Here is a 26,897-nt window from a genome sequence, read left to right on the forward strand (position 1 = left end):
CAGGCGCCGATGACCTCGTCATCCATCTCATCTGGTGCTGATCAGCGTTGGATGGAGCGCGCCCTCGAACTGGCTGCCCAGGCGGCCAGCTTCGGGGAAGTTCCTGTTGGTGCCGTGGTGGTGCTTGATGGGCGCGAGATCGGTGCTGGCTTCAACGCACCGATCTCCGGGTGCGATCCCACTGCCCACGCTGAAATTCGCGCTCTTCGGGATGCGGCGGCAAGAGTCGGGAATTATCGGCTTTCTGGTGCCACACTGTATGTAACACTGGAGCCTTGCACCATGTGTGTTGGCGCAGTGGTTCACAGTCGTGTAAGCCGGCTGGTGTACGGTGCTATAGAACCCAAGGCGGGTGCGGTAGAATCGACCCGTCGTACACTGGAAGAGCCGCATCTCAACTGGAAGGTGTCGACTGCAGGCGGTGTGCTGCAGCAGCGGTGTAGCCAGATGCTGAGCGATTTTTTTAGTGCACGGCGCAAGGAAATCCGGCAGAGGCGCAAAAGAACCTCAGGGAAGGAGTGGTAAAGCTCATGAAAGTTCTCGTTACCGGCGGTGCCGGATATATCGGAAGCCATGTAGTCAGGCAGCTGGCGCAGGCGGGTCACGACATTGTCGTGTATGACAATTTATCTACCGGATACCGGTGGGCCGTAACCGCGGGCGAGCTGGTTGTTGGCGATCTCGCGGATGATGCGGCCCTGAACGATTTGTTCGCAGCCCATAAGTTCGAGGCAGTTCTTCACTTCGCGGCCAACATCGTGGTGCCCGAGTCCGTCGCAAACCCGCTGAAGTACTACAGCAACAATACTCGTAATACACTGAATCTGCTGAAAGCGGTGGAGGCTCATGGGGTTCCCTACATGGTCTTTTCCTCGACTGCTGCCGTTTACGGTATGCCGGAGCAGACTGTGCTGACCGAAGACTTGCCCCTGGCGCCGATTAACCCCTACGGTGCGTCCAAGATGATGAGCGAGCGGATGATTATGGATCTGTCCGCCGCATCCAGTCTGAACTACGTCATCCTGCGCTACTTCAATGTGGCGGGCGCCAATCCGGATGGCTTGCTCGGACAGGCCACGCCGGAAGCAACCCATCTGATCAAGGTGGCCTGCGAATGCGTCACCGGTCAGCGTGAGGGTATGAATATTTTCGGTACCGATTACGATACCCGGGACGGCACCTGCATTCGCGATTACATTCATGTCGAAGACCTGGCCAAGGCACACGTCATGGCGCTGGATTACATGGCCAAAGGTGGTGAATCCCAGGTTCTGAACTGCGGATATGGCCGTGGTTTTACCGTGCGCGAAGTCATTGACGTGGTGAAGCAGAAATCCGGCATCAATTTTCCGGTGACCGAGACTGAGCGGCGGGCAGGCGACCCGGCGGCGCTGATGGCAGACAACGCCCGAATCAGGGAAGTGCTCGGTTGGTCATCGGATTACGATGATCTCGATACCATCGTCAGCACCGCGCTGGCGTGGGAAGCCATCTGGCAGAAGAAGAAATCCTCGAATCACTGATCCATCGAATGGGTCTGGCTCCTATCAGGGAAGGTTGTAAGGTTTAACGCATGAAAATTACGATTTTTGGTACGGGATATGTTGGTCTTGTCACCGGTGCTTGTCTTGCCGATGTTGGCCATGAAGTCCTTTGCATGGATGTGGATGAGGGCAAAATCGAACGGTTGAAGAACGGTCAGATTCCCATCTACGAGCCCGGGCTTGCGGGTATCGTCAGCCATACGGTCGAGGCCGGCCGTCTGTCATTCACCACCAATGTCGAAGAGGCCGTTGCCCACGGTGTTCTGCAGTTTATTGCCGTTGGCACCCCGCCAGACGAGGACGGCTCAGCTGATTTGCAGTACGTCACGGCCGTGGCCCGTTCCATCGGTCAGTTCATGGACGGCTACAAGGTTGTTATTGATAAATCCACGGTGCCGGTGGGCACGGCGGACAAGGTCCGGGCGGCGGTTCAGGCCGAGCTCGACCGACGCGGGCTCGATCACGATTTCGATGTGGTGTCCAATCCTGAGTTCCTCAAAGAAGGTGCCGCCATTCAGGACTTTATGAAGCCCGATCGCATTGTGGTAGGAACGGACAGCGAAAAGGCAGCGGAATTGCTGCAAGAGGTTTATTACCCTTTCAATCGGTCGCGGGATCGGATGGTCTTCATGGATATCCGGTCGGCTGAGCTGACGAAATACGCGGCCAACGCCATGTTGGCGACGAAGATCAGCTTCATGAATGAAATTGCCAACCTGGCGGAGCGCCTTGGTGCGGATGTCGAGGCTGTTCGGCAGGGGATTGGCTCTGACCCTCGTATTGGTTATCACTTCATCTACCCGGGCTGTGGCTACGGCGGCTCGTGTTTCCCCAAGGATGTTCAGGCGCTGGCCCGGACGGCGAGTGGTGTGGGTTACGACGCGAAACTGCTCAATGCGGTTGAGTCCGTGAATTATGCGCAGAAGCACGTGCTGTTCGATAAAGTCAGTCATTATTTTCAGGGCAATCTCGACGGCAAGGTTGTGGCTCTGTGGGGGTTGGCGTTCAAGCCAAATACCGATGACATGCGCGAGGCCTCGTCACGGACGCTGATGGAGGATCTCTGGAAGGCGGGCGCCAAAGTTCAGGCGTTTGATCCGGAGGCTATGGAGGAAACCCAGCGTATCTATGGTGACCGAGACGACCTGGTGCTTTGCGGAACCAAGGAACAGGCGCTCAAAGGCGCCGATGTCCTGGTGATTTGCACCGAGTGGAAGGAGTTCCGTTCGCCGGACTTTGAGCTTGTGGCCTCTGCGCTGCGCGAGCCGGTGGTGTTCGATGGGCGGAATCTCTATGAGCCGGAAATGCTGGACCGCTACGACCTGATTTACTACGCGATCGGTCGTGGTACTAATCAGTTCAGTCAGGTGTAAAGGCTATGACCAGCGCCGGGTATGTTCTGCACAAAAGGTTATCGGCTGACACTATCGATCTGGGTCGCAGCCAGCTTTGTGACATTCGCCTGATGAATGATCGAACCTGGCCCTGGATCATCCTGGTGCCGGCTGTGGCTGGTATCCGTGAGATTTATGAGCTCTCGGAAACTCAGCAGAAAAGGCTGCTTTGGGAGTCTTCGGCGCTGAGTCGGGGCATGATGGATCTGTTTTCCGGCGATAAGATGAATGTGGCGGCGCTTGGAAATATGGTGCCCCAGCTCCATCTTCACCACATTGTGCGTCACGAAGGCGACCCCGCCTGGCCGGGACCGGTCTGGGGCAAGCAGCCACCGGTGCCATACGACAGCTCAGAATTGGATCGCATGCAGCGGTCCCTGCAACCGGTTATCGGCGTACTGCGTTAGCCCGGGGTTTTCTGGTTATTTTTTCTGGCCAGAGTCTGGGCGCCAACCAGGATCATTCGTAGCTCGACCTTAAGCTTTTCCTTCAGTTCTTCTTTTTCCTTCGGTGTGGCGTCGAGCGCCTCGGCACCCTGATTAAATACCAGAGTAACCATCGCTTCCGCCGCCATTCTGGCATTGGCCAGCGGTCGTTGCCGTTCCTCGGCAACGCGCCGGAGGTCGTCCGTTAGTTCGGTTACAAAGTGCTCAATTTCCGCCTTTACAGCAGTACGGAAGGGCTTGGATACCCCGGTGCGTTCCCGAAGCATCAGTCGGAACAGGTTGGCGTTATTGCCCAGGTATTCCATGAAAGTGTCTACCGAGGTCGAGATCGCGCTGCCATGGCTGGCAATGCGTTTGCGGGCCTGGCGCATCAGCTGCCGTAAGGCGACCCCTCCCTCATCCACGAGGGCAAGTCCCAGTTCATCCAGTTCGGCAAAGTGGCGATAAAACGACGTTGGCGCAATGCCAGCCTCCCGCGCAACCTCGCGCAGGCTCAGACTGCCAAATCCACGGTCTGCGCTGAGCTGCGCAAGCGCCGCGTCCATAAGTGACCGTCGGGTACGTAATTTTTGTTCGGCTCTGGACGACAAAATGGGACTCCGTTGACTGCATTAAGCGGGCATTTTAGCGATCTGTCGTTAGTGAGTCACCTGCGCAGGCTGATGGGTAGAATCACGCCTGATTTTCATTGTCATTGTGTTTATAATGGGCCGCTTTTCCAGTAGCTGGAGGCCGCGTTGCTCGTCATATTGCGGCCGAGTCGTTTTCGAAAAGCAGGCCACCGTCCTTTTTTGCCTGCTAGAAACCAAGTACATATCAGAAACAACGGGAACCGGTATGCGCAGTCATTATTGCGGTGGGATCAATGAATCCCACATCGATCAAGAAGTCACTCTATGCGGATGGGTACACCGCCGCCGTGACCATGGTGGCGTGATTTTCCTTGATCTGCGGGATCGGGATGGCATGTCCCAGGTGGTTGTGGATCCTGACACCCCAGAAAGTTTTGGGTTGGCGGAGAAGGTTCGCAGTGAGTTTGTTATCAAGGTGACTGGGCGGGTGCGTCGTCGACCTGCAGGCACCGAGAACAACAACATGCCGACCGGGCAGGTTGAACTTCTGTGCAAAGACCTGAGCATTCTGAACGCCGCTGCGACACCCCCGTTCCCGTTGGATGAGCATGTGGATGTGGGTGAGGATGTTCGTCTTCGCTACCGTTTCGTGGATCTGCGTCGTCCGGAGATGATAAATCGCCTGCGTTTCCGCTCACGGATTACCAGCTACATTCGTAACTACCTCGATGCCAACGGGTTCATGGATGTGGAAACACCCATACTGACCCGTGCCACACCGGAAGGTGCCCGGGATTATCTGGTGCCAAGCCGCACGCACCAGGGGTCGTTCTTCGCACTTCCGCAGTCTCCTCAGCTGTTCAAGCAGTTGCTGATGGTGTCCGGCGTCGATCGTTATTATCAAATTGCCAAGTGCTTCCGGGATGAAGACCTGCGCGCGGATCGTCAGCCGGAGTTCACCCAGGTTGATATTGAGGCGTCATTTGTGGACGAGGCCTCTTTGATGGCCCTGAACGAAGACATGATTCGTTCCCTGTTCAAAGACGTTCTGGAAGTTGATCTTCCTGCATTCCCGCGCATGCCGTATTCCGAGGCGATGCAGCGTTTTGGTAGCGATAAGCCGGACCTTCGTATCCCGCTGGAGCTGGTGGATGTTGCCGATCTGGTCGAGGGTGTGGACTTCAAGGTGTTCGCAGGCCCGGCAAAAGATCCGAAAGGCCGTGTTGCCGCGCTGCGTGTACCCAAGGGTGGCGAGCTGACGCGGAAGCAGATCGACGATTACACCAAGTTTGTGGGCATCTACGGTGCCAAGGGGCTGGCGTACATCAAGGTCAATGATCTGTCTGCCGGGGCAAATGGCCTGCAGTCACCGATCATCAAGTTCCTTGGTGATGACATCGCCATGGCAATGATGGAGCGTGTTGGTGCCGAAGATGGCGACATTGTGTTCTTTGGTGCTGACAAGACGACTGTGGTCAACGAAGCGCTCGGCGCGCTGCGGGTCAAGCTGGGTCACGATCTCGGCATGCTGACCAGTGAGTGGGCGCCGTTGTGGGTTGTCGACTTCCCGATGTTTGAAGAAACCCCGGACGGTGGTCTGACCGCAATCCATCACCCGTTTACCGCGCCATCCTGCTCGCCTGAAGAGCTGGAGGCCAACCCGGCTGGTTCCCTGTCGCGTGCGTACGACATGGTTCTGAACGGTACCGAGCTTGGTGGCGGTTCCATCCGTATCCACGACGAAACCATGCAGGAAACGGTATTCCGTATTCTCGGTATCGGTGAGACTGAAGCCCGGGCCAAGTTCGGCTTCCTGCTGGATGCACTCAAGTTCGGTTGCCCGCCACACGGTGGTTTGGCCTTTGGTCTGGATCGTCTGGTTATGTTGATGACCGGTTCGTCGTCCATTCGGGATGTTATTGCGTTCCCGAAAACCCAGAGCGCAACGTGCCTGATGACCCAGGCACCTGGCGAGGTCGACGAGAAACAACTGCGTGAGCTCAACATTCGGCTGCGCAAGTCTGCAAAGCCTGCTGAGGGCAACAAGGCCGACGACGAGTAAGCTGAGAGTGGCAGGAGAGCCGGGGTGCTTGGCAGCGCGCCGGCTTTTCCAGAAGATGGAGGCGTTTCATGGCGGGTCACAGCAAGTGGGCCAACATCAAACACCGCAAGGCGGCTCAGGATGCCAAGCGGGGCAAAATCTTCACCAAAATTATCCGGGAGATCACCGTTGCCGCCCGGCACGGTGGCGGTAATCCCGAGGATAATCCTCGTTTGCGGGCGGTGATCGATAAAGCACTGAACGCAAATATGAAGAAGGACACCATCGAGCGCGCTATCGAACGAGGCGCTGGCGGTGGTGACGACAGCAACTACGAAGAGCTTACTTATGAGGGCTACGGTCCCGGCGGAGTTGCCATTTTCGTCGAGGCGATGACCGATAACCGGAATCGAACCGTGGCTGAAGTACGCCATGCCTTTAATAAGATGGGCGGAAACCTCGGTACCGATGGTTCGGTTGCCTATTTGTTCACGAAGCAGGGTGTGATCAGCTACGGCCCGGATGTGGCCGAAGATAAGCTGATGGAAGCGGCGGTTAATGCCGGGGCGGATGATTTGGCAGAGCAGGAGGACGGCTCTTTCGAGATCGTCACCACGCCAGATCAGTACCTTGATGTGAAAGAATCGCTGGTTGAGGCTGGCCTGAAACCGGATAACGCCGAGGTCACCTGGGTGTCGTCTACGCAGGTACCGCTGGACCGGGATGGCGCCGAAACCATTCTCAGACTTGTCGATATGCTGGAAGATCTGGACGACGTCCAGAGCGTTTATCATAACGCTGAGATATCCACCGACATCATGGAATCACTCTAACTTGGCCGGGGTACCAGCTTGGCGATAATTTTGGGCGTGGATCCCGGTTCCCGCATAACTGGCTACGGCATTATCCGCTCGGAAGGTCGGCGCATCGAATACATCGACAGCGGGTGCATCCGGGTTGGTGAAAAGGTTATGTCGGAACGCCTGCAGGCCATTTTCCATGGTCTCGCAACCCTGATTGGCGAGTACCGGCCGGACCAGTTTGCCATTGAGCAGGTGTTCATGGCGCGCAATCCCGACTCAGCTCTCAAGCTTGGGCAGGCCAGGGGCGCCGCTATTGTCAGCGCAGCCAACAGCGGACTTCCGGTGCATGAGTACTCGGCCCGTCAGGTAAAGCAGGCGGTTGTAGGGAAGGGCGGCGCAGACAAGGCCCAGGTTCAGCATATGGTTCAGGCCCTTTTGGGGCTATCCCGAAAGCCCCAGGCGGATGCAGCGGATGCATTGGCGATTGCGCTCTGTCATGCTCACATGAACGCTGGCATCCTGAAGGTGGCTGGCGGCGAAGGTCGCGCCCGGGGTGGGCGAGTAAGACAACAATAAACCGCTCCGCAGAGCGACAGGAGATTCCCGTTGATTGGTCGTATTCGAGGAATGCTGGTGGAAAAGACGCCAGGCCAGGCGTTGGTTGAATGTTCCGGCTTGGGTTACGAAATCGACATACCCTATACCACCTTCTTTCACCTTCCGGAATCTGGGCAGGAAGTGACGCTGCACACCCACTTCGCTGTCAGGGAGGATGCCCAGAGTCTGTTCGGCTTTGCTTCCCGGCTCGATCGCGATCTTTTTCGCCTGCTGATCAAGGTTAATGGGGTCGGACCTAAACTGGCCGTCGGCATCCTGTCTGGTCTGGATGCCCATCAATTCATCCGCTGTGTGGAAGCACGGGATGTGAATGCGCTGGTGAAGTTGCCGGGCGTGGGCAAGAAAACCGCCGAGCGCCTCTTGATTGATATGGCGGATCGGATCAGTCAGCTAGAGGGGCAGTTCGTGCCTATGGCTGCCGGAGGTGCTGTTCCCGAGGGATCGCCAACGAGCCATCAGGAGCCAGTGGCTGACGCGCAGGACGAGGCAGAGTCCGCTCTGATCGCGCTCGGGTACAAGCCGCAGGAAGCTGCCAGGGCTATCAGCCGTATTGCTGAGGAGGGGATGTCGAGCGAAGACCTGATACGGCTGGCCCTTCGGAGCATGATTCCAACCAAGTAGCAGTTCCTTGCTATGTCGCCTTTGTGGTGCCAAACCTGTATAGAGCGTAACGTGACACTGAGTGGCCGGTTTGTACAATTGGCGCAATAGGTTATCGTTCAGGTAAGCACGAAGGCGGCGATTACTTGTTTTTTTCCAATCGGACAATGCCATGATCGAATCCGACCGACTGATTTCAGCCCAGGCCGGTGATTACGAAGAGGTACAGGATCGGGCGATACGTCCTACTCTCCTGAACGAATACGTCGGGCAGCCTACGGTGCGTGAGCAGATGGAGATCTTCATCTCCGCCGCCCGTGGGCGTCAGGAAGCCCTCGATCACGTGCTGATCTTCGGCCCGCCAGGGTTGGGCAAAACCACGCTGGCGAACATCATTGCCAACGAGATGGGCGTGTCAATCAAGACAACGTCCGGCCCGGTACTGGAAAAGGCGGGCGACCTCGCCGCCATGCTGACCAACCTCGAAGAAGGCGATGTGCTTTTCATCGATGAAATCCACCGGCTCAGTGCGGCTGTGGAAGAGGTGCTGTATCCGGCGATGGAGGACTACCAGCTGGATATCATGATTGGTGAAGGGCCGGCCGCTCGTTCGATCAAGCTCGATTTGCCGCCCTTCACGCTGGTGGGCGCAACAACCCGCGCGGGTTTGCTGACATCACCCTTACGGGACAGGTTTGGCATTGTTCAGCGGCTTGAGTTTTACAATACGGCCGATCTGACCCATATCATCCAGCGGTCCGGACGGCTGTCTTCGGTTGATATTGATCAGGCCGGTGCGTTTGAGATTGCACGCCGCTCACGCGGCACGCCACGAATTGCCAATCGGCTGTTGCGCCGGGTCAGGGATTTTGCAGAGGTGCGCGCAGACGGCCACATCAGTGCTGAAGTGGCGGATCAGGCGCTCAACCTGTTAAAGGTGGATGGCGAAGGATTCGATCATATGGACCGGCGATTGCTGCTGGCAATGATTGAGAAATTCGACGGTGGGCCGGTGGGAGTTGATAGTCTGGCTGCCGCGATTAGTGAGGAGCGAGGCACGATCGAAGACGTGCTGGAGCCGTTTTTGATCCAGCAGGGCTTCATGGTTCGGACGCCCCGTGGGCGGATGGTGACCTCGAGTGCCTACCAGCATTTCGGCGTGGTGGCACCCAAGCCGGGTGCGGAGGACGACCTTTTTGGTTGATCGGGGCCCGGCTAAATCGTTCGAATTGCCCCTGCGTGTTTATATTGAGGACACGGATGCAGGGGGCATCGTTTTTCATGCCAAGTATCTGCACTACATGGAACGTGCCCGTACCGAATGGGTGCGCAGTTGTGGGGTGGGTCTGAGGGCCGGGCTGACGCAAAACATCAGTTATGTTGTCAGTCGTATGAACATCAGTTACGCCAGGCCGGCCAGACTGGATGATCAGTTGCTGGCGACCGCCGAGCCCGTTGGTTTTGGGCGGGCCTGGATGGATCTGCGCCAGGAAGTGTTGCGGGCAGAGGACCGGCAGCTGCTTTGCTCTGCGGATGTCCGTGTGGCCTGCGTAGCGCTGGACACCGGGCGTCCGCGGCGCTTTCCTGAAGATATGCAGAACGTACTGAACAATCACATTCAGATTGAACAATAAGCCAGGAGCAAAAGGTGGAATCGGAAGTTTCAGTTTGGTACCTCATCGCCAATGCCGGTGTGCTGGTGCAGCTCGTTATGCTGTTGCTCGCACTGGCATCCATCATTTCGTGGGCGCTGATATTTCAGCGCATCAAGGTATTCCGGCAGGCCAAGCAATCCCAATATGAGTTTGAAGAGCGCTTCTGGTCCGGCATGGATCTGGGGCAGCTCTACCGTGAGGTGAGCGCCGAACCGACTCCGTTTTCGGGTATGGAGTCCGTATTCCGTGCCGGTTTCAAAGAGTTTTCTCGCTTGCGCCAGCAAAGCCGGGACCCGGACGCCGTCATGGAAGGCGCTCAACGCGCTATGCGCGTGGCTTTTTCACGGGAGCAAGAGCGGCTGGAGACGCACCTGCCATTTCTGGCAACGGTGGGCTCCACCAGTCCATACGTCGGCCTGTTCGGCACCGTTTGGGGGATCATGAATTCGTTTCGTGGCCTGGCTCAGGTTCAACAGGCGACGCTGGCTACCGTAGCTCCGGGCATCTCGGAGGCGTTGATCGCCACCGCCATGGGCCTGTTTGCCGCGATTCCCGCCGTTATTGCCTACAACCGGTTCTCGGCCATGTCCGATGCGTTGCTCAAGAATTATGAGACCTTCGCGGAAGAGTTTTCCAGCATCCTGCATCGGCGCGTACACAGCAGTGACGCGAGCGGCGTATAAGTGAGTTGTTCCGGATTATTTACTGAGGTGATGCGATGAAGGGCATGGGAATGATGCCGCAACATCGGCGCAAACCGATGTCAGAAATCAACGTCGTCCCCTATATCGATGTGATGTTGGTGCTTCTGATCATCTTTATGGTCACGGCGCCCATGCTGACCCAGGGAGTGAAAGTAGAGCTTCCCGAAACGACGTCTGAGCCGATTCAAGCCGATAAGGACGTAGAGTCGATTGTTGTTTCGGTGGATACCAACGGCGCCTATTACATGGAGATCGGTGATGAGGGCGGTGACCCGATGTCGTTGCCGGAAATCCGTGAACAGATCACCAAAATCCTCTCTCAGCGAACCAATAGTGAGGTGCTGGTGCGCGGGGATGAGCATGTCGAGTACGGGGTTGTCGTTCGGCTTATGGCTGAACTCCAGGCGGCAGGAGCATCAAGTGTTGGCTTGATTACCGAAGCTCCCTCCACGGATAAGTGATAAAAGGCGCGGACAGAAACGTTTTGATAGGTCACGAACGCGAAGAAATCAGCACTGGTCATGCCCCGTGGAAATCGCCGATCGCGCTGTCGGTGGGCCTGCATGTGCTCATTATCGGCGTGGCTCTGGCAGGCTGGTCCTGGACCAGTCCGAAGGAGGAACCGCCGCCCAGAAGCATTTCGGCCCGGTTGATCACTCAGCAACAGCCAGTTCCCAGTGAGATTGTGGAACCTGTTGAGCAAGTTGATCGTGAGCAAGAGCGCAAGCTCGAAGAGCAGAAGCGCGAAGCAGAAGCGAAGCGTCGGGAGGAAGAGCGACGCAAAGCCGAGGCAGAGAGACAGCGCAAGGAAGAGGCCGCCCGAAAGGAAGCCGAGCGCAAAAAACAGGAAGCGGAGCGTCGCAAGCGTGAAGAAGAGGCTGCGCGGGCGAAGGAAGCGGCTCGCTTGAAGGCCGAGGCGGAAGCTAAAGAGCGAGAGCGCCGGAAGGCTGAGGAAGAGAAGCGAAAAGAAGAGGCCCGGCGCAAAGCAGAAGAAGAGAAGCGTCGCCAGGAAGAGCAGCGCAGACGCGAGGAAGAGGCCAGAAAGGAGGCCGAGCGAAAGCTCAGAGAGCAGCAATTGGAGGCCTTGGCTGAGCAGGCTCGGAAAGCGGAAGAATCGGAGGCGCGCCGTCAGGCGGAAGCTGCCGCTGCCAGGGCAAAAGAAGCCCAGATGCTGACGGAAGCCGAGAAATACCGGGCGCTGATTTATGAGCGGGTGAGGCGAGAGTGGTACAAACCGTCATCGGCAACCGAGGGCCTCAAGACTACTCTGAGTATAACGCTGTTGCCGACCGGAGAGTTGGCCAGTGTCCGGATGGTCGGAAGCAGTGGCAATGCCGCATTTGATAACACGGCACTGAGTGCAGCGCGGGCGGTCGGACGATACCCGATTCCAAATGACCGGCAGACATTTGAAAAATATTTTCGTCAGTTCACCCTCGAATTCACCCCGGGTGGGCTGCAATAAAGAACGGATGACTCTATGAGACAACGGATCTGGACAACCTCTTTACGTGGCTTCGTTACCGTCCTGTGCCTGTTGGCACTGGGCAGCGGCGTGGCAAGAGCCGAGCTGGTTATTCGTATTACCGAAGGTGCGGATGCTGCCATTCCCATTGCGGTAGTGCCTTTTGCGGAAAGCGGTGCATTTCCACCCGGTGATAAGGTCAGCGCCATTGTGCAGAGCGACCTGGCGATGAGCGGTGAGTTCAAGCCTTTGCCGCCAGAGCAAATGCTCAGTTTGCCGTCCAAACGGGCTGAAGTGTTTTTCCGGGACTGGCGTTTGCTGGGCCAGCGCTACGTGCTGGTGGGCGAGATGACACGGCAGGCTGACCGGGTCAGCGCCCGCTATGAACTGTTTGATGTAAGCACCGAGGAGCGCCTGCTTGGGCGAACAAGCTCGGCTTCGGCATCGAACATCCGCACTCTGGCGCATGCCATCAGTGACCAGGTATACGAGGCGATTACTGGGGTGCCCGGGGCTTTTTCCACGAAGCTGGCTTATATCACACTTGACACCGCCAATGGCCAGCCGCGATACAGGTTGCAGGTGAGTGACGTCGATGGCAAGCGGGCTTCCATACGGCTGGAAAGCCGGGAGCCTATCCTGTCGCCTGCTTGGTCGCCTGACGGCAAGCGCCTTGCGTATGTCTCCTTCGAGACCGGCAAGCCCGTAATCTTTGTGCATGAACTCGCCACCGGCCAGCGGACAAAAGTTGCTGACTTTCCGGGGCTCAATTCCGCGCCGGCCTGGTCTGATGATGGCCGTTCCCTGTTGATGACCTTATCTAAGGATGGGAACGCGGAGATTTACCGCATGGATCTGGCCAGTCGACAACTGAAAAAGGTCACCAACCATTGGGCGATTGATACCGAGCCAAGCTGGGATGCCCGTGGACAAGGGCTATTCTTCACCTCCGATCGCTCCGGCGGCCCCCAGATCTACTACAAGCAAAATCTCGATGCCGCACCCAGGCGCATTACGTTTGGTAGCCGTTATAACGCCCGGCCCAGGCCGGACAGCAGTGGGCGTTATGTATACTATGTGCATCAGCGCGACAGGGCGTTCAATATAGCCAGAACCGATTTAGAAACTGGTGAGGAAACCATACTGACCAGGACAGAATCCGACGAATCCCCAAGTGTGTCCCCGAATGGGCGTATGCTGATTTATGCCACCAAGCAGGGCAGCAGCGTACTCACCGTCATTTCTGCGGACGGCGGCGCGGCTTATAGCCTCCCGGCGTCTGAAGGCGATGTGCGCGAGCCCGCGTGGGGGCCGCTGGTGCGGTAGCAGGTGCGCAAAACCTGCTCAATGATTCACACATTAAGTCAACCAACCGAAAGGAAAGTACTATGAAGTTGTCAGCCCAATCCAAGGCTTTTGCAGTTATGTTGTCTGTCGGCCTCTTCGCCGGATGTAGCTCTACTGGCGAAACAGTAGATGAGGGAGCGTACGGCTCTGACGTGGCGGCAATTGACCAGGAAGGTGGTGCCACTGTTTACGGTGGTGGCGACGAGGGCGGAATTTCCTCTTCCTCGATGACTGAAGAAGAGCGTATGGCTGCAGAGCAGCAGGCTCAGCAGGAAGCGCTGCGCGAAATCACCACTTTCTACTTTGATTTCGATACTGCCGAAATCAAGCCTGAAGCTCGCGACGTGCTGGTGGCTCACGCTTTGTTCCTGGCCTCAAACCCTGGCCAGCAGGTTCGCCTGGAAGGTCACGGTGACGAGCGCGGCACCAAGGAATACAACCTCGCGCTGGGCGAGCGTCGTGCCAATGCGGTACAGCGTTTCCTGATCGTGAACGGCGCTTCACGTGGCCAGATCGAAACCGTAAGCTACGGTGAAGAGAAGCCGGCTGTTATGGGTTCCAGCGAAAGCTCCTGGGCTCAGAACCGTCGTGTGGAGCTGGTTTTCGAATAAAAAACCAAGATGACAGGTATGTCCATGAGAAAAATACTCATGGCGACAGTGGTGCTTCCGCTTGCTCTCGGGCAGGCGGGAGCGGCTCTGGCGCAATCATCTACCCCCGCTTTCCAGAACAGTGGCTCTGCCGCTCAGCGTGGCGCGGGTAATAGTCAGGCTTCGGCCGAGCTGTTTTATATGATCCAGCAACTGCAGGAAGAGGTCCGTCGTCTCCGGGGGCAGGTGGAAGAGCAGGGTTACCAGATTGATCGGCTCCAGAAACAGGGTCGTGATCGATACATTGATCTGGATCAGCGAATTTTGGCACTGTCGGAAAAAATGGCGGAGCAGCCGGTCGGGAGCTCGTCGTCGGCATCGTCCTCAGGCGGAGCTTCGGCACCGGTGATTGAGGAGAAAGAATACCGCCAGCCTGACGCCGAGGAGCGTGCGGCCTACGCTGAGATTCAGGATTTGATCCGGAATCAAAAGGATTACGACACGGCCATCAACAAGATATACGCGTTCATTGATACCTATCCCGAAGGCGATTTGACGGTAAACGCCTATTATTGGTTGGGTGAGGTGTATCTGGTGAAGCCGCAGTTGGAGCAGGCGAAGCAGGCGTTTACGATCGTCGCCACCCGCTATCCGGACCACCGCAAGGCGCCGGATGCGTTGTATAAGCTGGGTGTGACCCTGGACAAGCTGGGTGAGACCGAGCAGGCCCGGGGCCGCATGCAGAACGTTGTAGACAGTTATCCGGATAGCAGTGCCGCCAAGTTGGCGCGCAAGTTCCTTGGCGCAGGGTAAAGCTTAACCGGCGAAGAAAAAATGTTGAGAAACTTTCAAAAGGGGGTTGATCAGCAAAAAAAAATCGTTACTATATGCGCCTCGTTTGGGTCGTTAGCTCAGTTGGTAGAGCAGTTGGCTTTTAACCAATTGGTCGATGGTTCGAGTCCATCACGACCCACCAAATTAGAGTCCGGATGCGAAGTCGCATTTTTGTGTTTGGGCAGATCAGTATGAGCGCTGGTCACTGTTTATGGGTCGTTAGCTCAGTTGGTAGAGCAGTTGGCTTTTAACCAATTGGTCGATGGTTCGAATCCATCACGACCCACCATATATCGGATCCGAAAGGGTTCGAAAAAAAGAGCCTCCGGGCTCTTTTTTTTTGCGTATAAGATCCCAAATAGGGTGTTGGCTCTTCCGCGGGGAGACTCACTGTTGATCACGAAAATCGGGATTGCAGTGATATAATCTGCACATTGAACGCAACATAGAGACGCAGTAATGACACGTACCGAAGACCGCATTCTTGTCCAGGAACATCTCGCCCACGCTGCCGAGCCCAAGCCGCTGAGTGCTGACGAGAAAGCCGGTCTTATTGCGAAGATAAAAGCAGCGTTGCAGGAAAAAGACGCTGTTCTGGTGGCGCATTACTATACCGATCCAGAGCTGCAGCAACTGGCCGAGGAGACCGGCGGCTGCGTGGCAGACTCGCTCGAAATGGCGCGTTTTGGTAATGAGCATCCAGCCTCCACCGTGGTGGTTGCCGGTGTGCGCTTCATGGGAGAAACCGCGAAAATCCTCAATCCCGAAAAAACCGTGCTCATGCCGACGCTGGAGGCGACCTGCTCCCTTGATGTCGGGTGCCCGGCGGATGAGTTCTCGGCATTTTGTGATCAGCACCCTGACCGCACCGTGGTGGTGTATGCCAACACCTCAGCGGCGGTAAAGGCCAGGGCCGACTGGGTGGTGACATCCAGTTGCGCACAAGCCATTGTCGAGCACCTGGATGCCCGTGGCGAGAAGATTCTGTGGGCACCGGATAAGCATCTTGGGCATTACGTGCAGAAGACGACAGGCGCAGACATGCTGCTTTGGGATGGTTCCTGCATAGTCCACGAAGAATTCAAGTATCGCGGTCTGGAAGATCTGAAGGCTCTGTATCCGGAGGCGGCCGTCCTGGTTCACCCGGAGTCTCCCCATGCTGTTGTGGAAATGGCGGACGTGGTGGGCTCGACCTCCCAGCTGATTCATGCTGTGCAGACCATGGCGAACGACAAGTTTATTGTTGCGACCGATAACGGCATTTTCTACAAAATGCAGCAGCTGGCGCCGAACAAGACGCTGCTTGAGGCACCGACCGCAGGCAACGGGGCTACCTGTCGCAGCTGCGCCCATTGTCCTTGGATGGCAATGAACGGTCTGGAAAATCTTTTGCATGTGCTTGAGGCGGGGGATCAGGAAGTCTCGGTGAGTGATGCACTTCGTGAACGCGCGCTGATGCCTCTGCGGCGCATGTTGGACTTCACGGCGAACATGGACCTGCAGGTTGCAGGCAACGGCTGACGGGGCGTCAGCCGTTGCGTCGGGAGTTAAGGCGTCGGGTGATCTCTGCCAGCCGCTCGGTGACTATCTGCCGCTCGGGAGAGCCAGCGGATAGCTTTTCCTGGGCTTGCCTGAGTTGTCGCTGAGCGGCTTCCAGGTCTCCCATCAGTACGTCGTATTCTGCCCGTGCCCTGTGTACTCCCACAATATTCCTTGCAAGTCCCTCGGCGTCAGCCAGTTTCAGCCACAGGTGCTCCTGTTTGGGCATATCCCGGGTCAGGTCTTTCAATAATTGAGCTGCGGCTGAACCCCTGCCGGCCGCCAATTCCGTTTCTGCGAGTTGATAGCTTATGGGATAGTTGCCGGGATTCCTGCCCAGCGCACTTTTCAGCAGTTTTCGGGCTTCTTCGATCTGGTTGTTACCCAGAAGGGCTTCGGCCAGTGTTACCTGGAACGTAATTCTCTCCGGTTGCTGTTCCAACAGCTCTTGAAGGAGGTTAATGGCCTTTTCTGGTTGATTGTTTCGCAGGTAGGCAACGGCAAGGCCATAGCGAATAGCCTCGCTTCGCGCAGGGTTGCTCTTTTCCAGATAGGCTTCGAAGGTGTCAATGGCGACCTGGGGTGACGAGGTATACCGTGCCTGCAGGCGGCTGCGGATCAGATGGTATTCCAGGCTGTCGCCAATGGTTTTCTTCGGATACTGCTCGGCCCGGTTCAGGGTGTCCGACACCCGGCTCTGGGTGAGCGGGTGGGTCGACAGGTACTCCGGTACCCGGTTGCCCTGAAGGCGATTCTCGCGCATCAGGATTTCAAACATTTCCGGCATGCCGCGTGGGTCCATGCCAGCGTTGGCAAGAATATCCAGGCCGACTCGGTCCGCTTCCTGTTCGTGAGCGCGGCTGTAGGCCAGCATGTTCTGCACGGCCATGGCCTGTGAACCGGCAATCGCGGCAATGCCGATGTCTGACTGTGTGGCCGCCGACAGGATGATACCCGCAATCATTCCGGCCATTGCCAACGGTGCGTTGGCTTCCTGCTGCTCCATCCGACGCGCGAAGTGGCGCTGACTGAGGTGTGCAAGTTCGTGCGCCAGAACCGAGGCGAACTGTTGTTCGGTCGCTGCGCTGAGAAACAGGCCGCCATTCACGCCAACAATACCCCCCGGAACCGCGAAGGCGTTAATCCCGGGGTTGTCGATCAGTGTCAGGGTAAGGTTTCGGTCTTGGAGCGGCGCAGAAGGCACCAGACGATAGATGATGGCAGTCAGGTAATCGTAGACCAGGGGGTCGGTGATTCTGGGGGTTGATCGGCGAATAGAAATCATTACCTGCTCGCCAATGTCAGACTCCAGTTTGCCCGAAATCAATCCTCCGCCCGCGCCGCCGATCGTGGGTAGCTGGCTTTCCTGTGCCGTGGGGTTGCCGAAAGGGAGGGCGAGTAGCAGGCACAGGCCGGCTGGCATCAGACTGGATTTGAGGCGTCTCTTCCGATTCATGTACTGCAAAGTATCCCCTGGTCCGGTGGCCATAATGACAGGCATATACAACGAAAAGTTCGTTCGGTTGCATTAAATACTATTGTAGTGAAATACATTAACACTCTCGGCATAATGCCTGCATGAATGTTTTTACATTGATTTCAGACATGGTGTTTCCGTTTTATGGCTGATCGTACGTTGGATGCGTCGGGTCTTCAGTGCCCGATGCCCTTGCTGAAAACCAAGCTGGAGCTCAATTCCATGGAAGCTGGCCAGGAGTTAGAGGTGGTTGCCACTGACTCGGGCTCGGCCCGGGATATCCCTGCCTTTATCAAGCTCTCCAGGCATTCGCTGGTGAGCACGGCGGAAGCCGGGGGTGAGTATCGGTTTGTGATAAAGTGCGGCGGCTAGGTTTTCGGAGACATACATGATCACAGTTTTACGGGGTCTTGCGCACAAGTATTTTTCGGATGAGGAGGCGGTAATCCTGTTCCTCATCCTGGTGACGGGGACCATCTTTGTTATCTGGTTTGGGGCCATGTTGGCGCCGGCCATAGCCTCACTGATTATCGCCTTTATTCTTCAGGGTCTGGTGACCAAGCTGGTCAAAATGGGTGTGCCTGAAATGGCGGCTATTCTGGGGGTTTTCCTGGTTTTCCTCGGCGTTCTGGTCGGTTTCATCTTCGGCTTGCTCCCGCTGATCTGGACACAGGTAAGCAACCTTGCCGGTGAAACACCGAGAATCATCCGGGAAATGCAGTCTTATCTAGAGCTGCTTCCGGATGAGTATCCCCATCTCATTTCCGCCGACGCAGTCAATACCGTCTATCAGCAGGTATCAACCGAGGTTGGTCATATGACGCAGTGGTTGGTGTCGTTTTCGCTGTCCAGTATTCCCGATCTGGTGGCACTGCTTATATATATGGTTCTGGTGCCGATTCTGGTGTTTTTCTTCTTGAAGGACCGGGAGGTGTTGCTGGGCGCCGTGGGCAGGCTGCTTCCGCCTCAACGCCCGATGATGCTTCGCATCTGGCATGAAGTGAACCTTCAGTGTGCCAATTATGTTCGAGGTAAGGCGGTCGAGATTCTGATTGTGGGCGGTGCCACCTATGTGGCGTTCAAGTTCCTTGGTATGCCGTATGCGGCCCTGTTGTCACTTTTGGTAGGGTTGAGTGTGGTGATTCCCTACATTGGCGCAGCGGTGGTAACCATCCCGGTAGCGATGATTGCCTTGTTTGCGTTTGGCTGGGGCAGTCACTTTATCTGGGTGATGGTGGTTTATGGCGTTATCCAGGGGTTGGACGGCAACGTGCTGGTGCCGATCCTGTTTTCCGAGGTGAATAATCTTCATCCGGTGGCGATTATCGTGGCGGTGCTGTTTTTCGGTGGTATCTGGGGCTTGTGGGGAGTTTTCTTTGCCATTCCTCTGGCAACCATGCTGAAAGCCGTTTTTGCGGCCTGGCCGGTGAAGGACTTTGTGCCTCCACCGGAACCTGAGCACTCCTGACCGGGTCCTAGAGCGCCTTGGTGGCCTCCAGAACCTCGTCAGCGTGACCTTTGACCTTGACGCTGCGCCAGGCCTTCCGAAGAACGCCGGCGCCGTCAATAAGGAACGTGCTGCGGTCGATCCCGAGGTACTCTTTGCCGTAAAGTTTTTTGAGCTTGATGACGTCGAACAGCTTGCACAGTGTTTCGTCCTTGTCTGAAATCAGGTGGAACGGGAAATCGTGCTTGGCGCGGAAATTTTCGTGAGCCCGAAGCCCGTCTCTGGAGACGCCCAGAATTTCAGTGTTAAGCTCGGCAAACGCCGACATGCGGTCCCGAAAATCCTGACCCTCGGTTGTGCAGCCGGGGGTGTTATCCTTTGGGTAGAAATAAAGAATTACGTTTTTTCCCTGGAAATCGGACAGGCGAATGGTCTGGTTTCCTGTAGCTTGGACTTCAAAATCTGGTACAGGGTTTCCCAGTTCAACGGATGACATGACTTCTCCTTGAATTCCCTTGTGTCAGTACGAGCCCAACATTACCATATCGCTTTTATTGAGACGGAGCTTTTATGATTACGGGTAGCCTTGTTGCACTGGTCACGCCCATGTTTCCGGACGGTGAAATTCACTGGGAGGAGCTGGACAGGCTGGTGGACTTCCATATCGAAAATGGCACCCATGGCATCGTGGCTGTGGGCACCACCGGTGAATCTGCAACCCTGGATCCGAAAGAACATTGTCGGGTCATTGGCCACATCATAAAACGTGTCGATAAACGCATTCCTGTTATCGCCGGAACCGGTGGTAACAGCACTCGTGAAGCAATCGAGCTGACGACCGAGGCCCACAAACTGGGGGCAGACGCATGCTTGCTGGTCGTGCCTTACTACAACAAGCCGACTCAGGAAGGCCTGTATCAGCATTTCAAAACCATCGCGGAAGCGGTGCCGGGTATTAGCCAGATGCTGTACAACGTTCCGGGTCGCACCGCCTGCGACATGCTGAACGAGACAGTTCTGCGTCTGGCCGATATTCCGAACATCGTTGGCATCAAGGATGCGACGGGCAACATCCCGCGCGGCGCCGAGCTGATCGAAGCCCTTGATGGCCGCCTGGCGGTGTATTCCGGGGATGATGCGACCGCTGCGGAACTGATGCTGGCCGGAGCCAAGGGTAATGTGTCCGTTACCGCCAACGTGGCGCCACGGGCGATGGCTCAGCTGTGTGAGGCCGCGATTGCGGGTAATCGTGAAGAGACCGAGCGCCTCAATGAGTTGCTGATGCCGCTGAATCGGAAATTGTTTCTCGAGGCCAACCCGATCCCTGTCAAATGGGCCCTTGGCCGCATGGGCATGATCAGTGCTGGCATTCGTCTTCCACTGACACCGCTGAGCGAAAAATTCCACAGTGAGGTGGAAGACGCAATGAGAGCCTCAGGCGCGCTCTGAGCTGTCTGACTTGGCCCTTTATCTCCGGAGTAATTTGATGTCGGTTCTTTCTGGAACCCGTAACGATCTATTGCCAAAATCCAGGACGCTCGTGACCGGAATGCTGCTGACCAGCGTGGCGCTTTCCGGTTGCGGTCTGATGGATGACCGTTCCGAACAATACGTATCTGCGCAGGAGCTGCCGCCGCTGCAGTTGCCAGAGGGCGCCGATTCATCGCGTATCAGCCAGACGATGCCGATTCGGGATGTCAGTGTGGCTGACGCCAGCAAGTTCTACCCGTCCGACCTCCCTGAGCCTCCCGATATGACCTCCGAAATCCTGGAGGAAAACTATGTGGTCGAAGAGCTTGATGGACGGGCCTGGCTGCTGGTGAATGATGTTCCCGGTCGGCTTTGGCCGGCGACCAACGCCTATATGATTGATCGCGGGCTGGGTGTGAGCGTTGATGATCCGCAACAGGGGCTGTTGCAAAGCGAGCTGCTGAACTTCAGCAAGCGTGCCCGTGAACTGGCTGAGCTCTCAGACGACGCCGGCGCCGACGAGGCAAGGCTTGTACTGCAGGTCAGAATGATTCCGGGTGTACGCCGCAAGACAACGGAAATCCAGGTGCGGAGACTGGAGGCGGGGTCCGAAGCTGGTACCCTGATCCCGTGGAGCCAGGCCGCGGCACCGTCGGACGAAGAGCTGGCCGTGCAGAAACGTGTGTTAGCCGATATGGCCGATTTCCTGAAGGGTAGGGACGAGCAAAAGTCCTTCTCAAGGGCGGCGTCGGGCATCGTCAGTGAGCCTCGGGTTAAGCTTGTGTCTGAAGGCGAGCAAGCGGTCGCGATCCGGATGGATCTGGACTACGGGCGTTCCTGGGCAGAAATGCGCCGGGCCCTGTCCGAAGCGGGTGTTGATGTTGTCGATCTGAACCGAAGCGACGGGTGGTTCCATGTCGATTTCCGTACTGAGGACGAGCGTGACTCCGGTTGGTTCGGCTGGTTCGGTGACAGCAGCGAACCGGAGCATACCCACACGCTCAGGCTGGATGAAGCGCCTGAAGTGGTGGTCGTGACGGCTGCTCAGGAAGCGAACTTTGATGGCGAGCGAGACGCCGCCGATCTGTTGGGTCAGCTGTTCGAATACCTTTATTAGATTCAGTTACTGCGTGCCCGATGCGAACTCGGGGCACTGGAGATTTTCGATGGAAAAGCGCGAAGAGCTATACGCCGGCAAAGCCAAGTCTGTGTTCAAGACCGATGATCCAAACCTGTTCGTTCTCGAGTTCAGGGACGATACGTCAGCGTTTGACGGTGAAAAGAAGGAGCAGCTGCAACGAAAGGGCATGGTGAACAACAAGTTCAATGCCTTCATTATGGAGAAGCTTGAGGCAGCGGGGGTTCCTACCCATTTTGAGGGTCTGCTGTCGGATACCGAATCGCTGGTCAAAAATCTGGATATGATTCCGGTTGAATGCGTGGTGAGAAATATTTCCGCCGGTAGCCTGTGTCGTCGCCTGGGCGTCGAAGAAGGCAAGGAATTGACGCCTCCCACCTTCGAGCTCTTCCTGAAAGATGATGCTCTGCATGACCCGATGGTCAACGAGTCGCTGGCGGTCAGTTTTGGCTGGGCCTCCGCTGACGAGCTGGCTCGTATGAAAGAGTTAACCTACCAGGTGAATGATGTGCTCAAAGCTTTGTTCGACCAGGCCGGAATGCTGCTGGTTGACTACAAGCTCGAGTTTGGTCGCAGCGCTGGCAAGGTCGTGCTGGGAGATGAGTTCAGCCCTGATGGGTGTCGAATCTGGGACAAAGAGACCCGGAAAAAAATGGATAAGGATCGTTTTCGCCAGGGACTTGGTGAAGTCATTGAGACCTACGAGGAGGTTGGACGCCGTCTGGGTATTCAGTTCGACTGAACCTCGCAATTAAAAACAAGCGAAAAGGATTTGTTATGCGTAAGTTGATGGTAGTGGCGGCCGGAACGGTTCTTCTGGCGTCTCATCAGGTCCATGCGGACGTTGTCGGACTTGGCGCAAACGTGAGTTACTGGGATTCAGGGCTTTCCGGCCAGGCTGCGAGCGGAAATGATCTGGTTGACGTTGAGAATGACCTCAATCTTGAGAGTGATTCCAATGCAAATACCTCTCTGTATTTGGAACATCCGATCCCTGTTCTTCCAAACGTTCGTCTGAACTACACTTTAATACAGCTTGATGGGCGAGGAAGTCTGTCTGCAGATTTCGATGGTATCGATATCGGTGGTGTGGGTGGCGCGGATGTGCGGTCGGAACTTGATCTCGAACAGTTGGATCTGACCTTGTATTACGAGGTGTTGGATAACTGGGTAAACCTTGACCTGGGTATCACCGCACGGGATCTCTCCGGTGAACTGCTGGTTCAGCAGGTTGCGGGTACCGGCGTCAGTGAAACCGAGATAGATGCTGTAATCCCAATGGGTTACCTGGCTGCGCGCTTCGACCTGCCGTTTAGTGGCGTTTCCGTGGGCGCTGAAGGCAATATCATTAGCTACGATGGCGACTCTGTACATGATTTTAACGCCTACGGTCAGTACGAGATCGCGGTGCTTCAGTTCAGAGCAGGCTACCGTAACATGGCGATCGATTACGAAGATGGCGGCGATAGGCTGGATGTAGAGCTGGATGGGCCATTTTTCAGCGCCGGCGTTGTGTTCTGAGGAGAGAGAAACGTTGAAGATTCTCGTTACGGGAACAGCGGGCTTCATTGGCTCACACCTTGCGCACCGGTTATTAGACCGGGGTGATGAGGTTATCGGTGTTGATAACGTCAATGACTACTATGACGTTAGCCTGAAAGAGGCCCGATTGGCGCGGTTAACGTGCCGGTCCGGATTCACCGAGGTGCGTCAGGATGTGGCGGATCGAAGTGTCATGGACGCGCTGTTTGCGGAACATAAGCCGGAGCGGGTGGTTCACCTGGCCGCACAGGCCGGGGTTCGCTACTCCCTGGAGAATCCTCATGCCTATGTTGACGCCAACCTTGTAGGCTTTATGAACATCCTGGAAGGTTGTCGTCACCATGGCGTAAAGCATCTGGTCTATGCATCCAGCAGTTCGGTCTACGGTGCGAACGAGTCCATGCCGTTTTCCGTGCACGACAACGTCGACCATCCCCTGAGTCTGTACGCGGCCTCCAAGAAGGCCAATGAACTGATGGCACACACATACAGCCATCTGTATAACCTCCCTACCACCGGTTTGCGTTTCTTCACCGTCTACGGACCCTGGGGGCGGCCGGATATGGCCCTGTTCATCTTCACCAAGAAGATACTGGCCGGGGAGCCCATCGACGTGTTTAACCATGGCCACCATAAGCGGGACTTCACCTATATCGACGATATCGTTGAGGGCGTGGTGCGGACGCTGGACCATGTGGCGGAGCCGAACCTGGACTGGTCTGGCGAAACGCCTGATCCGGGTACATCAAAAGCGCCTTACCGGCTTTACAATATCGGCAGTAACAACCCGGTCGAGCTATCCCGCTTTATCGAAATCATAGAGGAGCGGGTGGGCAAAAAGGCTCAGAAAAACCTGCTGCCCATGCAGCCCGGTGATGTCCCAGCTACTTACGCGAATGTCGACGATCTCATTACGGATGTGGGGTACAAGCCCGACACATCGGTTGAAGATGGGATAGCGAAGTTCGTCGACTGGTATCGCGACTTCTATAAGCTCTGATCGTTCAGAGCCATGCTCTCAGCTTTCGCTGGTGCTACTCAGATGGCTGGGTAATGCCAGCGCCACACGCTTGCGCGTCAGCGGGCAGTCAAATTCGAGGTAGCAGGCGGTCAGTTGCAGGCAACGGTCGGCAGCCTTGCCATACAGCCGGTCGCCAATAATTGGATGGCCGAGGGAGGCCAGGTGCTTTCTTATCTGATGTTTTCTCCCGGTCTCTATGTCCACGCTCACCAGGGTTGTTTGATCTGCGTCGTCCACTGACAGCGTGCTCACGCGGCTGATAGCTGCTTTACCGTCAATTTTCTGATCAATAAGAAGGTCATCTGCGATGAGGTGGCCGGCAACCCTGGCTTGATAGCGCTTGGTCATCTGCCGCTCCGAAAAGCGTTTGGATAATGCGCCTGCCGATTTGCCGTCGTGGGCAATCAGCATCAGCCCGGAGGCGTCAGCGTCCAGTCGGTGAATCAGATAGCAGTCTCGCTGCAGTTCCTTTTCCGCCCAGCGAAGCAGGCTGCAGTGGTCGCCCCATTCCGAGCCCTGTGACAACATCCCGTGAGGCTTGAACCAGGCGGAGTAGCGTTTGTAATCCGCGATCAGCTGCGCCGGGGGTGGTGTCCGAGCAAGGACTTGCGCGTCGTAGAAGAGTTCCAGGCGCGTGCCGGCTGTCACTTCCCGCTTTGCCTTCCGTAGTCGAACGCGTTTGCCTTTGTGCGTCCACCAGCAGGCACCTTTGGCCATCGCGTCCTTGATCCGCTGTTTAGGGAGGTCGGAGGCAGCGCTGAGTACGTCAACCGCTGGCTGAGTGTGGTCGGCGGTAACATCGATGATGGTTTTCATGGGCGGGTTCCGGAAAGGGGCCGGACATAAAAAAAGCCAGCTCCTACGTTTCCGTAGTTCACTGACTTTCGATGCGGGATTGGTAGGACCACCCAGATTCGAACTGGGGACCTCTACCATGTCAAGGTAGCGCTCTAACCAACTGAGCTATGGTCCTATCCCGTAACGCGGACGCACTATACTGATTCTCCATTTTTCGGTCAACAACTTTTTGGCTCATTGGCGCTGACGGGCTAGCTGCTTTCGATCCACCATGGGCTGAGGGTAAATTGCGCGGCGAGGTTACATTTGGTTCAGAATTCAGTATGTTGTGGATACAGGATCGAATGATCGAGCGGACCTGCCCGGGTCCGCGAACTTTGAGAGGCAGTAGAAATGCGCTACCTGCAAACCTTCAATCGCCGTCTTCGTCAGGTTCGGGAATCTGGCCGGCTTTCTCACTGGGATGTGGCCCAGCTGTGCGGCGTCGACGAGGCTCGGGTGAAGAGCTGGGAATCGGGTGATGCTCGGCAACGCAGCTATCCTGGGGTCACAGAGTTACTGGATTTCTGTATCAAGACCGAAACGCCACTTGAAGACGTGCTGGATCTTGAGGAACCAGGCGGAGATGGTCAGCTTGAATTGCCGGGCCTGGCGTTCAGTAACAGCGACGATCTGTTCGAGGCGCTCAAAGAGCTGGAGCTGGAAATCAATCGGGTTCAGCTGACCGACGAGGAGGCGGCGTTGGTGCGCCGGTTCCGTAAAGCTTCTGACAAGAACCGGCGCCAAGTTTTGCAACTACTGGGGCGTTAGAGCGCCCTGGCGATCTACTTTCCTTTCTTGTACACGTTTTCGTACACGTAGTTGGTGGCCTCTACGAAGCCATCAATGCTTCCGCAGTCAAACCGACGACCTTTGAACTGGTACGCCAGCACGCATCCGTTTTTGGCTTGCTGGAGCAGGGCGTCGGTAATTTGAACTTCGCCATTCTTACCTGCTGGGGTGTTTTCGATAATCTCGAAAATATCCGGTGTCAGGATGTATCGCCCAATGATCGCCAGGTTGCTGGGCGCGTCCTCTGGCGCGGGCTTTTCCACCATATCGGTGATGCGGTACAGGCCGTCTTTCATCGGCTCGCCGGCGATCACGCCATACTTGTGCGTCTCATCCTCTGGTACTTCTTCAATAGCGACAATCGAGCAGCGGAACTGGTTGTAGAGCTTGACCATCTGGGCCAGAACACCGTCCTCACCTTCGGGACCCATGCAGAAGTCATCGGCCAGCACCACGGCAAAAGGGTTGTCACCGATCAGGTTGCGTCCAGTGAGAATGGCGTGTCCGAGGCCTTTCATCTCGTTTTGACGGGTAAAGGCGAAGGAGTTGTGGTTAATCAGATCCCGGATTGAGGACAGGAGGTCTTCCTTGCCGGAGCCCGCAATCTGGTGCTCAAGCTCGTAGCTGATGTCGAAGTGATCCTCAATGGCCCGCTTGCCACGCCCGGTCACAAAGCCGAATTCATGAACGCCTGCTTCCGAGGCTTCTTCCACCCCGTATTGCACCAGCGGTTTGTTCACAATCGGGAGTATTTCCTTGGGCATGGCCTTGGTGGCAGGAAGAAAGCGTGTGCCGTAGCCGGCTACCGGAAACAGGCATTTCTTAATCATCTGAATATCCCTCTGGTCCTTGTCAGTGAGTAAGCAGCAAAACTGCTTTTCTGAAATTCATTCACGAATTGTGCCGAGTGTAGCCAAGTTGGTTCCGGATGTGGACCGCTGCATCTTTTTATGTCGAATCATGGCTGAACTTTGCGCAAATAATGCCAAGTTAATCAATTTGTTATTTTTGGAAAGCAGCT

30 protein-coding genes and 3 tRNA genes are annotated in these 26,897 nt (G+C 56.2%); 27 read left to right on the forward strand and 6 right to left on the reverse strand.

The window, feature by feature from the left end; genetic code table 11:
- The first annotated feature begins 9 nt into the window (after positions 1-9).
- Genes tadA through LPB19_RS10455 form a run of 4 tightly spaced genes read left to right on the forward strand, consistent with a single transcriptional unit; the run spans position 10 to position 3,345 of the window.
- Positions 10-525, forward strand: a complete 516-nt coding sequence (gene tadA / locus LPB19_RS10440; protein WP_228289090.1) for a tRNA adenosine(34) deaminase TadA — start codon at positions 10-12, stop codon at positions 523-525.
- Positions 526-530: 5 nt separating this feature from the next.
- On the forward strand, positions 531-1,523 hold the full coding sequence (gene galE, locus LPB19_RS10445) for a UDP-glucose 4-epimerase GalE (RefSeq protein WP_206642851.1): 993 nt from the start codon (positions 531-533) through the stop codon (positions 1,521-1,523).
- A 50-nt stretch (positions 1,524-1,573) separates the two neighbouring features.
- The gene (locus LPB19_RS10450; protein WP_206642852.1) at positions 1,574-2,917 is read left to right on the forward strand and encodes a UDP-glucose dehydrogenase family protein; all 1,344 of its coding nucleotides are present in this window, start codon (positions 1,574-1,576) and stop codon (positions 2,915-2,917) included.
- A gap of 5 nt (positions 2,918-2,922) precedes the next feature.
- Entirely contained in the window at positions 2,923-3,345 is a 423-nt protein-coding gene (locus LPB19_RS10455) for an HIT domain-containing protein (protein WP_206642853.1), read from the forward strand.
- On the opposite strand, the gene fabR is transcribed toward LPB19_RS10455, so the two are convergent.
- Entirely contained in the window at positions 3,342-3,974 is a 633-nt protein-coding gene (fabR, locus tag LPB19_RS10460; protein ID WP_206642854.1) for an HTH-type transcriptional repressor FabR, read from the reverse strand. The two genes, LPB19_RS10455 and fabR, sit on opposite strands and share 4 nt — an antisense overlap.
- A gap of 247 nt (positions 3,975-4,221) precedes the next feature.
- On the opposite strand from fabR, the gene aspS reads away from it, so the two are divergent.
- The 15 genes from aspS (at position 4,222) to nadA (ending at position 16,134) form a co-directional block, all read left to right on the forward strand.
- Positions 4,222-6,018, forward strand: a complete 1,797-nt coding sequence (gene aspS, locus LPB19_RS10465; protein ID WP_206642855.1) for an aspartate--tRNA ligase — start codon at positions 4,222-4,224, stop codon at positions 6,016-6,018.
- 68 nt (positions 6,019-6,086) lie between these two features.
- A complete protein-coding gene (locus tag LPB19_RS10470) occupies positions 6,087-6,830 on the forward strand; it encodes a YebC/PmpR family DNA-binding transcriptional regulator (RefSeq protein ID WP_206642856.1) in 744 nt (247 codons plus the stop codon).
- 18 nt (positions 6,831-6,848) lie between these two features.
- A complete protein-coding gene (gene ruvC / locus LPB19_RS10475; RefSeq protein WP_206642857.1) occupies positions 6,849-7,376 on the forward strand; it encodes a crossover junction endodeoxyribonuclease RuvC in 528 nt (175 codons plus the stop codon).
- A gap of 30 nt (positions 7,377-7,406) precedes the next feature.
- Complete coding sequence (ruvA, locus tag LPB19_RS10480; RefSeq protein WP_206642858.1) at positions 7,407-8,039, forward strand: Holliday junction branch migration protein RuvA; 633 nt, start codon at positions 7,407-7,409, stop codon at positions 8,037-8,039.
- A gap of 151 nt (positions 8,040-8,190) precedes the next feature.
- The gene (ruvB, locus tag LPB19_RS10485) at positions 8,191-9,222 is read left to right on the forward strand and encodes a Holliday junction branch migration DNA helicase RuvB (RefSeq protein ID WP_206642859.1); all 1,032 of its coding nucleotides are present in this window, start codon (positions 8,191-8,193) and stop codon (positions 9,220-9,222) included.
- Positions 9,215-9,652, forward strand: coding sequence for a YbgC/FadM family acyl-CoA thioesterase (locus LPB19_RS10490; protein ID WP_206642860.1), 438 nt, complete (start codon positions 9,215-9,217; stop codon positions 9,650-9,652). The genes ruvB and LPB19_RS10490 overlap by 8 nt, the downstream gene beginning before the upstream one ends.
- Positions 9,653-9,666: 14 nt before the next feature.
- On the forward strand, positions 9,667-10,356 hold the full coding sequence (tolQ, locus tag LPB19_RS10495; protein ID WP_206642861.1) for a protein TolQ: 690 nt from the start codon (positions 9,667-9,669) through the stop codon (positions 10,354-10,356).
- A gap of 35 nt (positions 10,357-10,391) precedes the next feature.
- Positions 10,392-10,838, forward strand: a complete 447-nt coding sequence (tolR, locus tag LPB19_RS10500; RefSeq protein ID WP_206642862.1) for a protein TolR — start codon at positions 10,392-10,394, stop codon at positions 10,836-10,838.
- 80 nt (positions 10,839-10,918) lie between these two features.
- Positions 10,919-11,842 (forward strand): cell envelope integrity protein TolA, encoded by a 924-nt coding sequence (gene tolA, locus LPB19_RS10505; protein ID WP_206645770.1) that lies wholly within the window; start codon positions 10,919-10,921, stop codon positions 11,840-11,842.
- A 15-nt stretch (positions 11,843-11,857) separates the two neighbouring features.
- Complete coding sequence (gene tolB, locus LPB19_RS10510) at positions 11,858-13,168, forward strand: Tol-Pal system beta propeller repeat protein TolB (RefSeq protein WP_206642863.1); 1,311 nt, start codon at positions 11,858-11,860, stop codon at positions 13,166-13,168.
- Positions 13,169-13,230: 62 nt separating this feature from the next.
- Positions 13,231-13,800 (forward strand): peptidoglycan-associated lipoprotein Pal, encoded by a 570-nt coding sequence (gene pal / locus LPB19_RS10515; RefSeq protein ID WP_206642864.1) that lies wholly within the window; start codon positions 13,231-13,233, stop codon positions 13,798-13,800.
- Between the two features lie 24 nt (positions 13,801-13,824).
- A complete protein-coding gene (gene ybgF / locus LPB19_RS10520) occupies positions 13,825-14,592 on the forward strand; it encodes a tol-pal system protein YbgF (RefSeq protein WP_206642865.1) in 768 nt (255 codons plus the stop codon).
- Between the two features lie 87 nt (positions 14,593-14,679).
- A tRNA-Lys gene (locus tag LPB19_RS10525) sits at positions 14,680-14,755 on the forward strand.
- Positions 14,756-14,826: 71 nt separating this feature from the next.
- Positions 14,827-14,902, forward strand: a tRNA-Lys gene (locus tag LPB19_RS10530).
- A gap of 170 nt (positions 14,903-15,072) precedes the next feature.
- Positions 15,073-16,134, forward strand: a complete 1,062-nt coding sequence (gene nadA, locus LPB19_RS10535; protein ID WP_206642866.1) for a quinolinate synthase NadA — start codon at positions 15,073-15,075, stop codon at positions 16,132-16,134.
- A 7-nt stretch (positions 16,135-16,141) separates the two neighbouring features.
- Here nadA and LPB19_RS10540 read toward each other — a convergent pair whose 3' ends face one another.
- A complete protein-coding gene (locus tag LPB19_RS10540) occupies positions 16,142-17,575 on the reverse strand; it encodes a M48 family metalloprotease (protein ID WP_228289268.1) in 1,434 nt (477 codons plus the stop codon).
- Positions 17,576-17,773: 198 nt separating this feature from the next.
- Here LPB19_RS10540 and LPB19_RS10545 point away from each other — a divergent pair, with 198 nt between their 5' ends.
- On the forward strand, positions 17,774-18,001 hold the full coding sequence (locus tag LPB19_RS10545) for a sulfurtransferase TusA family protein (protein WP_206642868.1): 228 nt from the start codon (positions 17,774-17,776) through the stop codon (positions 17,999-18,001).
- A 16-nt stretch (positions 18,002-18,017) separates the two neighbouring features.
- Positions 18,018-19,097: an AI-2E family transporter gene (locus LPB19_RS10550; RefSeq protein ID WP_206642869.1), complete on the forward strand. Its 1,080-nt coding sequence runs from the start codon at positions 18,018-18,020 to the stop codon at positions 19,095-19,097.
- Positions 19,098-19,104: 7 nt separating this feature from the next.
- Here LPB19_RS10550 and LPB19_RS10555 read toward each other — a convergent pair whose 3' ends face one another.
- Positions 19,105-19,572, reverse strand: a complete 468-nt coding sequence (locus tag LPB19_RS10555; protein WP_206642870.1) for a peroxiredoxin — start codon at positions 19,570-19,572, stop codon at positions 19,105-19,107.
- A 74-nt stretch (positions 19,573-19,646) separates the two neighbouring features.
- On the opposite strand from LPB19_RS10555, the gene dapA reads away from it, so the two are divergent.
- From dapA to LPB19_RS10580, 5 genes are read left to right on the forward strand one after another with little or no spacing between them, the layout of a single operon-like run.
- A complete protein-coding gene (dapA, locus tag LPB19_RS10560; RefSeq protein WP_206642871.1) occupies positions 19,647-20,525 on the forward strand; it encodes a 4-hydroxy-tetrahydrodipicolinate synthase in 879 nt (292 codons plus the stop codon).
- A gap of 37 nt (positions 20,526-20,562) precedes the next feature.
- The gene (gene bamC / locus LPB19_RS10565) at positions 20,563-21,663 is read left to right on the forward strand and encodes an outer membrane protein assembly factor BamC (protein WP_206642872.1); all 1,101 of its coding nucleotides are present in this window, start codon (positions 20,563-20,565) and stop codon (positions 21,661-21,663) included.
- A gap of 49 nt (positions 21,664-21,712) precedes the next feature.
- On the forward strand, positions 21,713-22,426 hold the full coding sequence (gene purC / locus LPB19_RS10570; protein ID WP_206642873.1) for a phosphoribosylaminoimidazolesuccinocarboxamide synthase: 714 nt from the start codon (positions 21,713-21,715) through the stop codon (positions 22,424-22,426).
- A 35-nt stretch (positions 22,427-22,461) separates the two neighbouring features.
- A complete protein-coding gene (locus LPB19_RS10575; RefSeq protein ID WP_206642874.1) occupies positions 22,462-23,205 on the forward strand; it encodes a TIGR04219 family outer membrane beta-barrel protein in 744 nt (247 codons plus the stop codon).
- A gap of 13 nt (positions 23,206-23,218) precedes the next feature.
- Positions 23,219-24,226 (forward strand): NAD-dependent epimerase, encoded by a 1,008-nt coding sequence (locus tag LPB19_RS10580; protein WP_323127885.1) that lies wholly within the window; start codon positions 23,219-23,221, stop codon positions 24,224-24,226.
- Positions 24,227-24,244: 18 nt separating this feature from the next.
- Here LPB19_RS10580 and LPB19_RS10585 read toward each other — a convergent pair whose 3' ends face one another.
- Together LPB19_RS10585 and LPB19_RS10590 are read right to left on the reverse strand one after the other, a co-directional pair.
- Positions 24,245-25,063, reverse strand: a complete 819-nt coding sequence (locus LPB19_RS10585; RefSeq protein WP_206642876.1) for an RluA family pseudouridine synthase — start codon at positions 25,061-25,063, stop codon at positions 24,245-24,247.
- 80 nt (positions 25,064-25,143) lie between these two features.
- Positions 25,144-25,220 (reverse strand) — tRNA-Val (locus LPB19_RS10590).
- Positions 25,221-25,438: 218 nt separating this feature from the next.
- Here LPB19_RS10590 and LPB19_RS10595 point away from each other — a divergent pair.
- Positions 25,439-25,855 (forward strand): helix-turn-helix transcriptional regulator, encoded by a 417-nt coding sequence (locus LPB19_RS10595; RefSeq protein WP_206642877.1) that lies wholly within the window; start codon positions 25,439-25,441, stop codon positions 25,853-25,855.
- A gap of 14 nt (positions 25,856-25,869) precedes the next feature.
- On the opposite strand, the gene galU is transcribed toward LPB19_RS10595, so the two are convergent.
- Positions 25,870-26,706: a UTP--glucose-1-phosphate uridylyltransferase GalU gene (galU, locus tag LPB19_RS10600; protein ID WP_206642878.1), complete on the reverse strand. Its 837-nt coding sequence runs from the start codon at positions 26,704-26,706 to the stop codon at positions 25,870-25,872.
- Between the last annotated feature and the right edge of the window lie 191 nt (positions 26,707-26,897).

Source organism: Marinobacter salinisoli (assembly GCF_017301335.1).
Lineage (GTDB): Bacteria > Pseudomonadota > Gammaproteobacteria > Pseudomonadales > Oleiphilaceae > Marinobacter > Marinobacter salinisoli.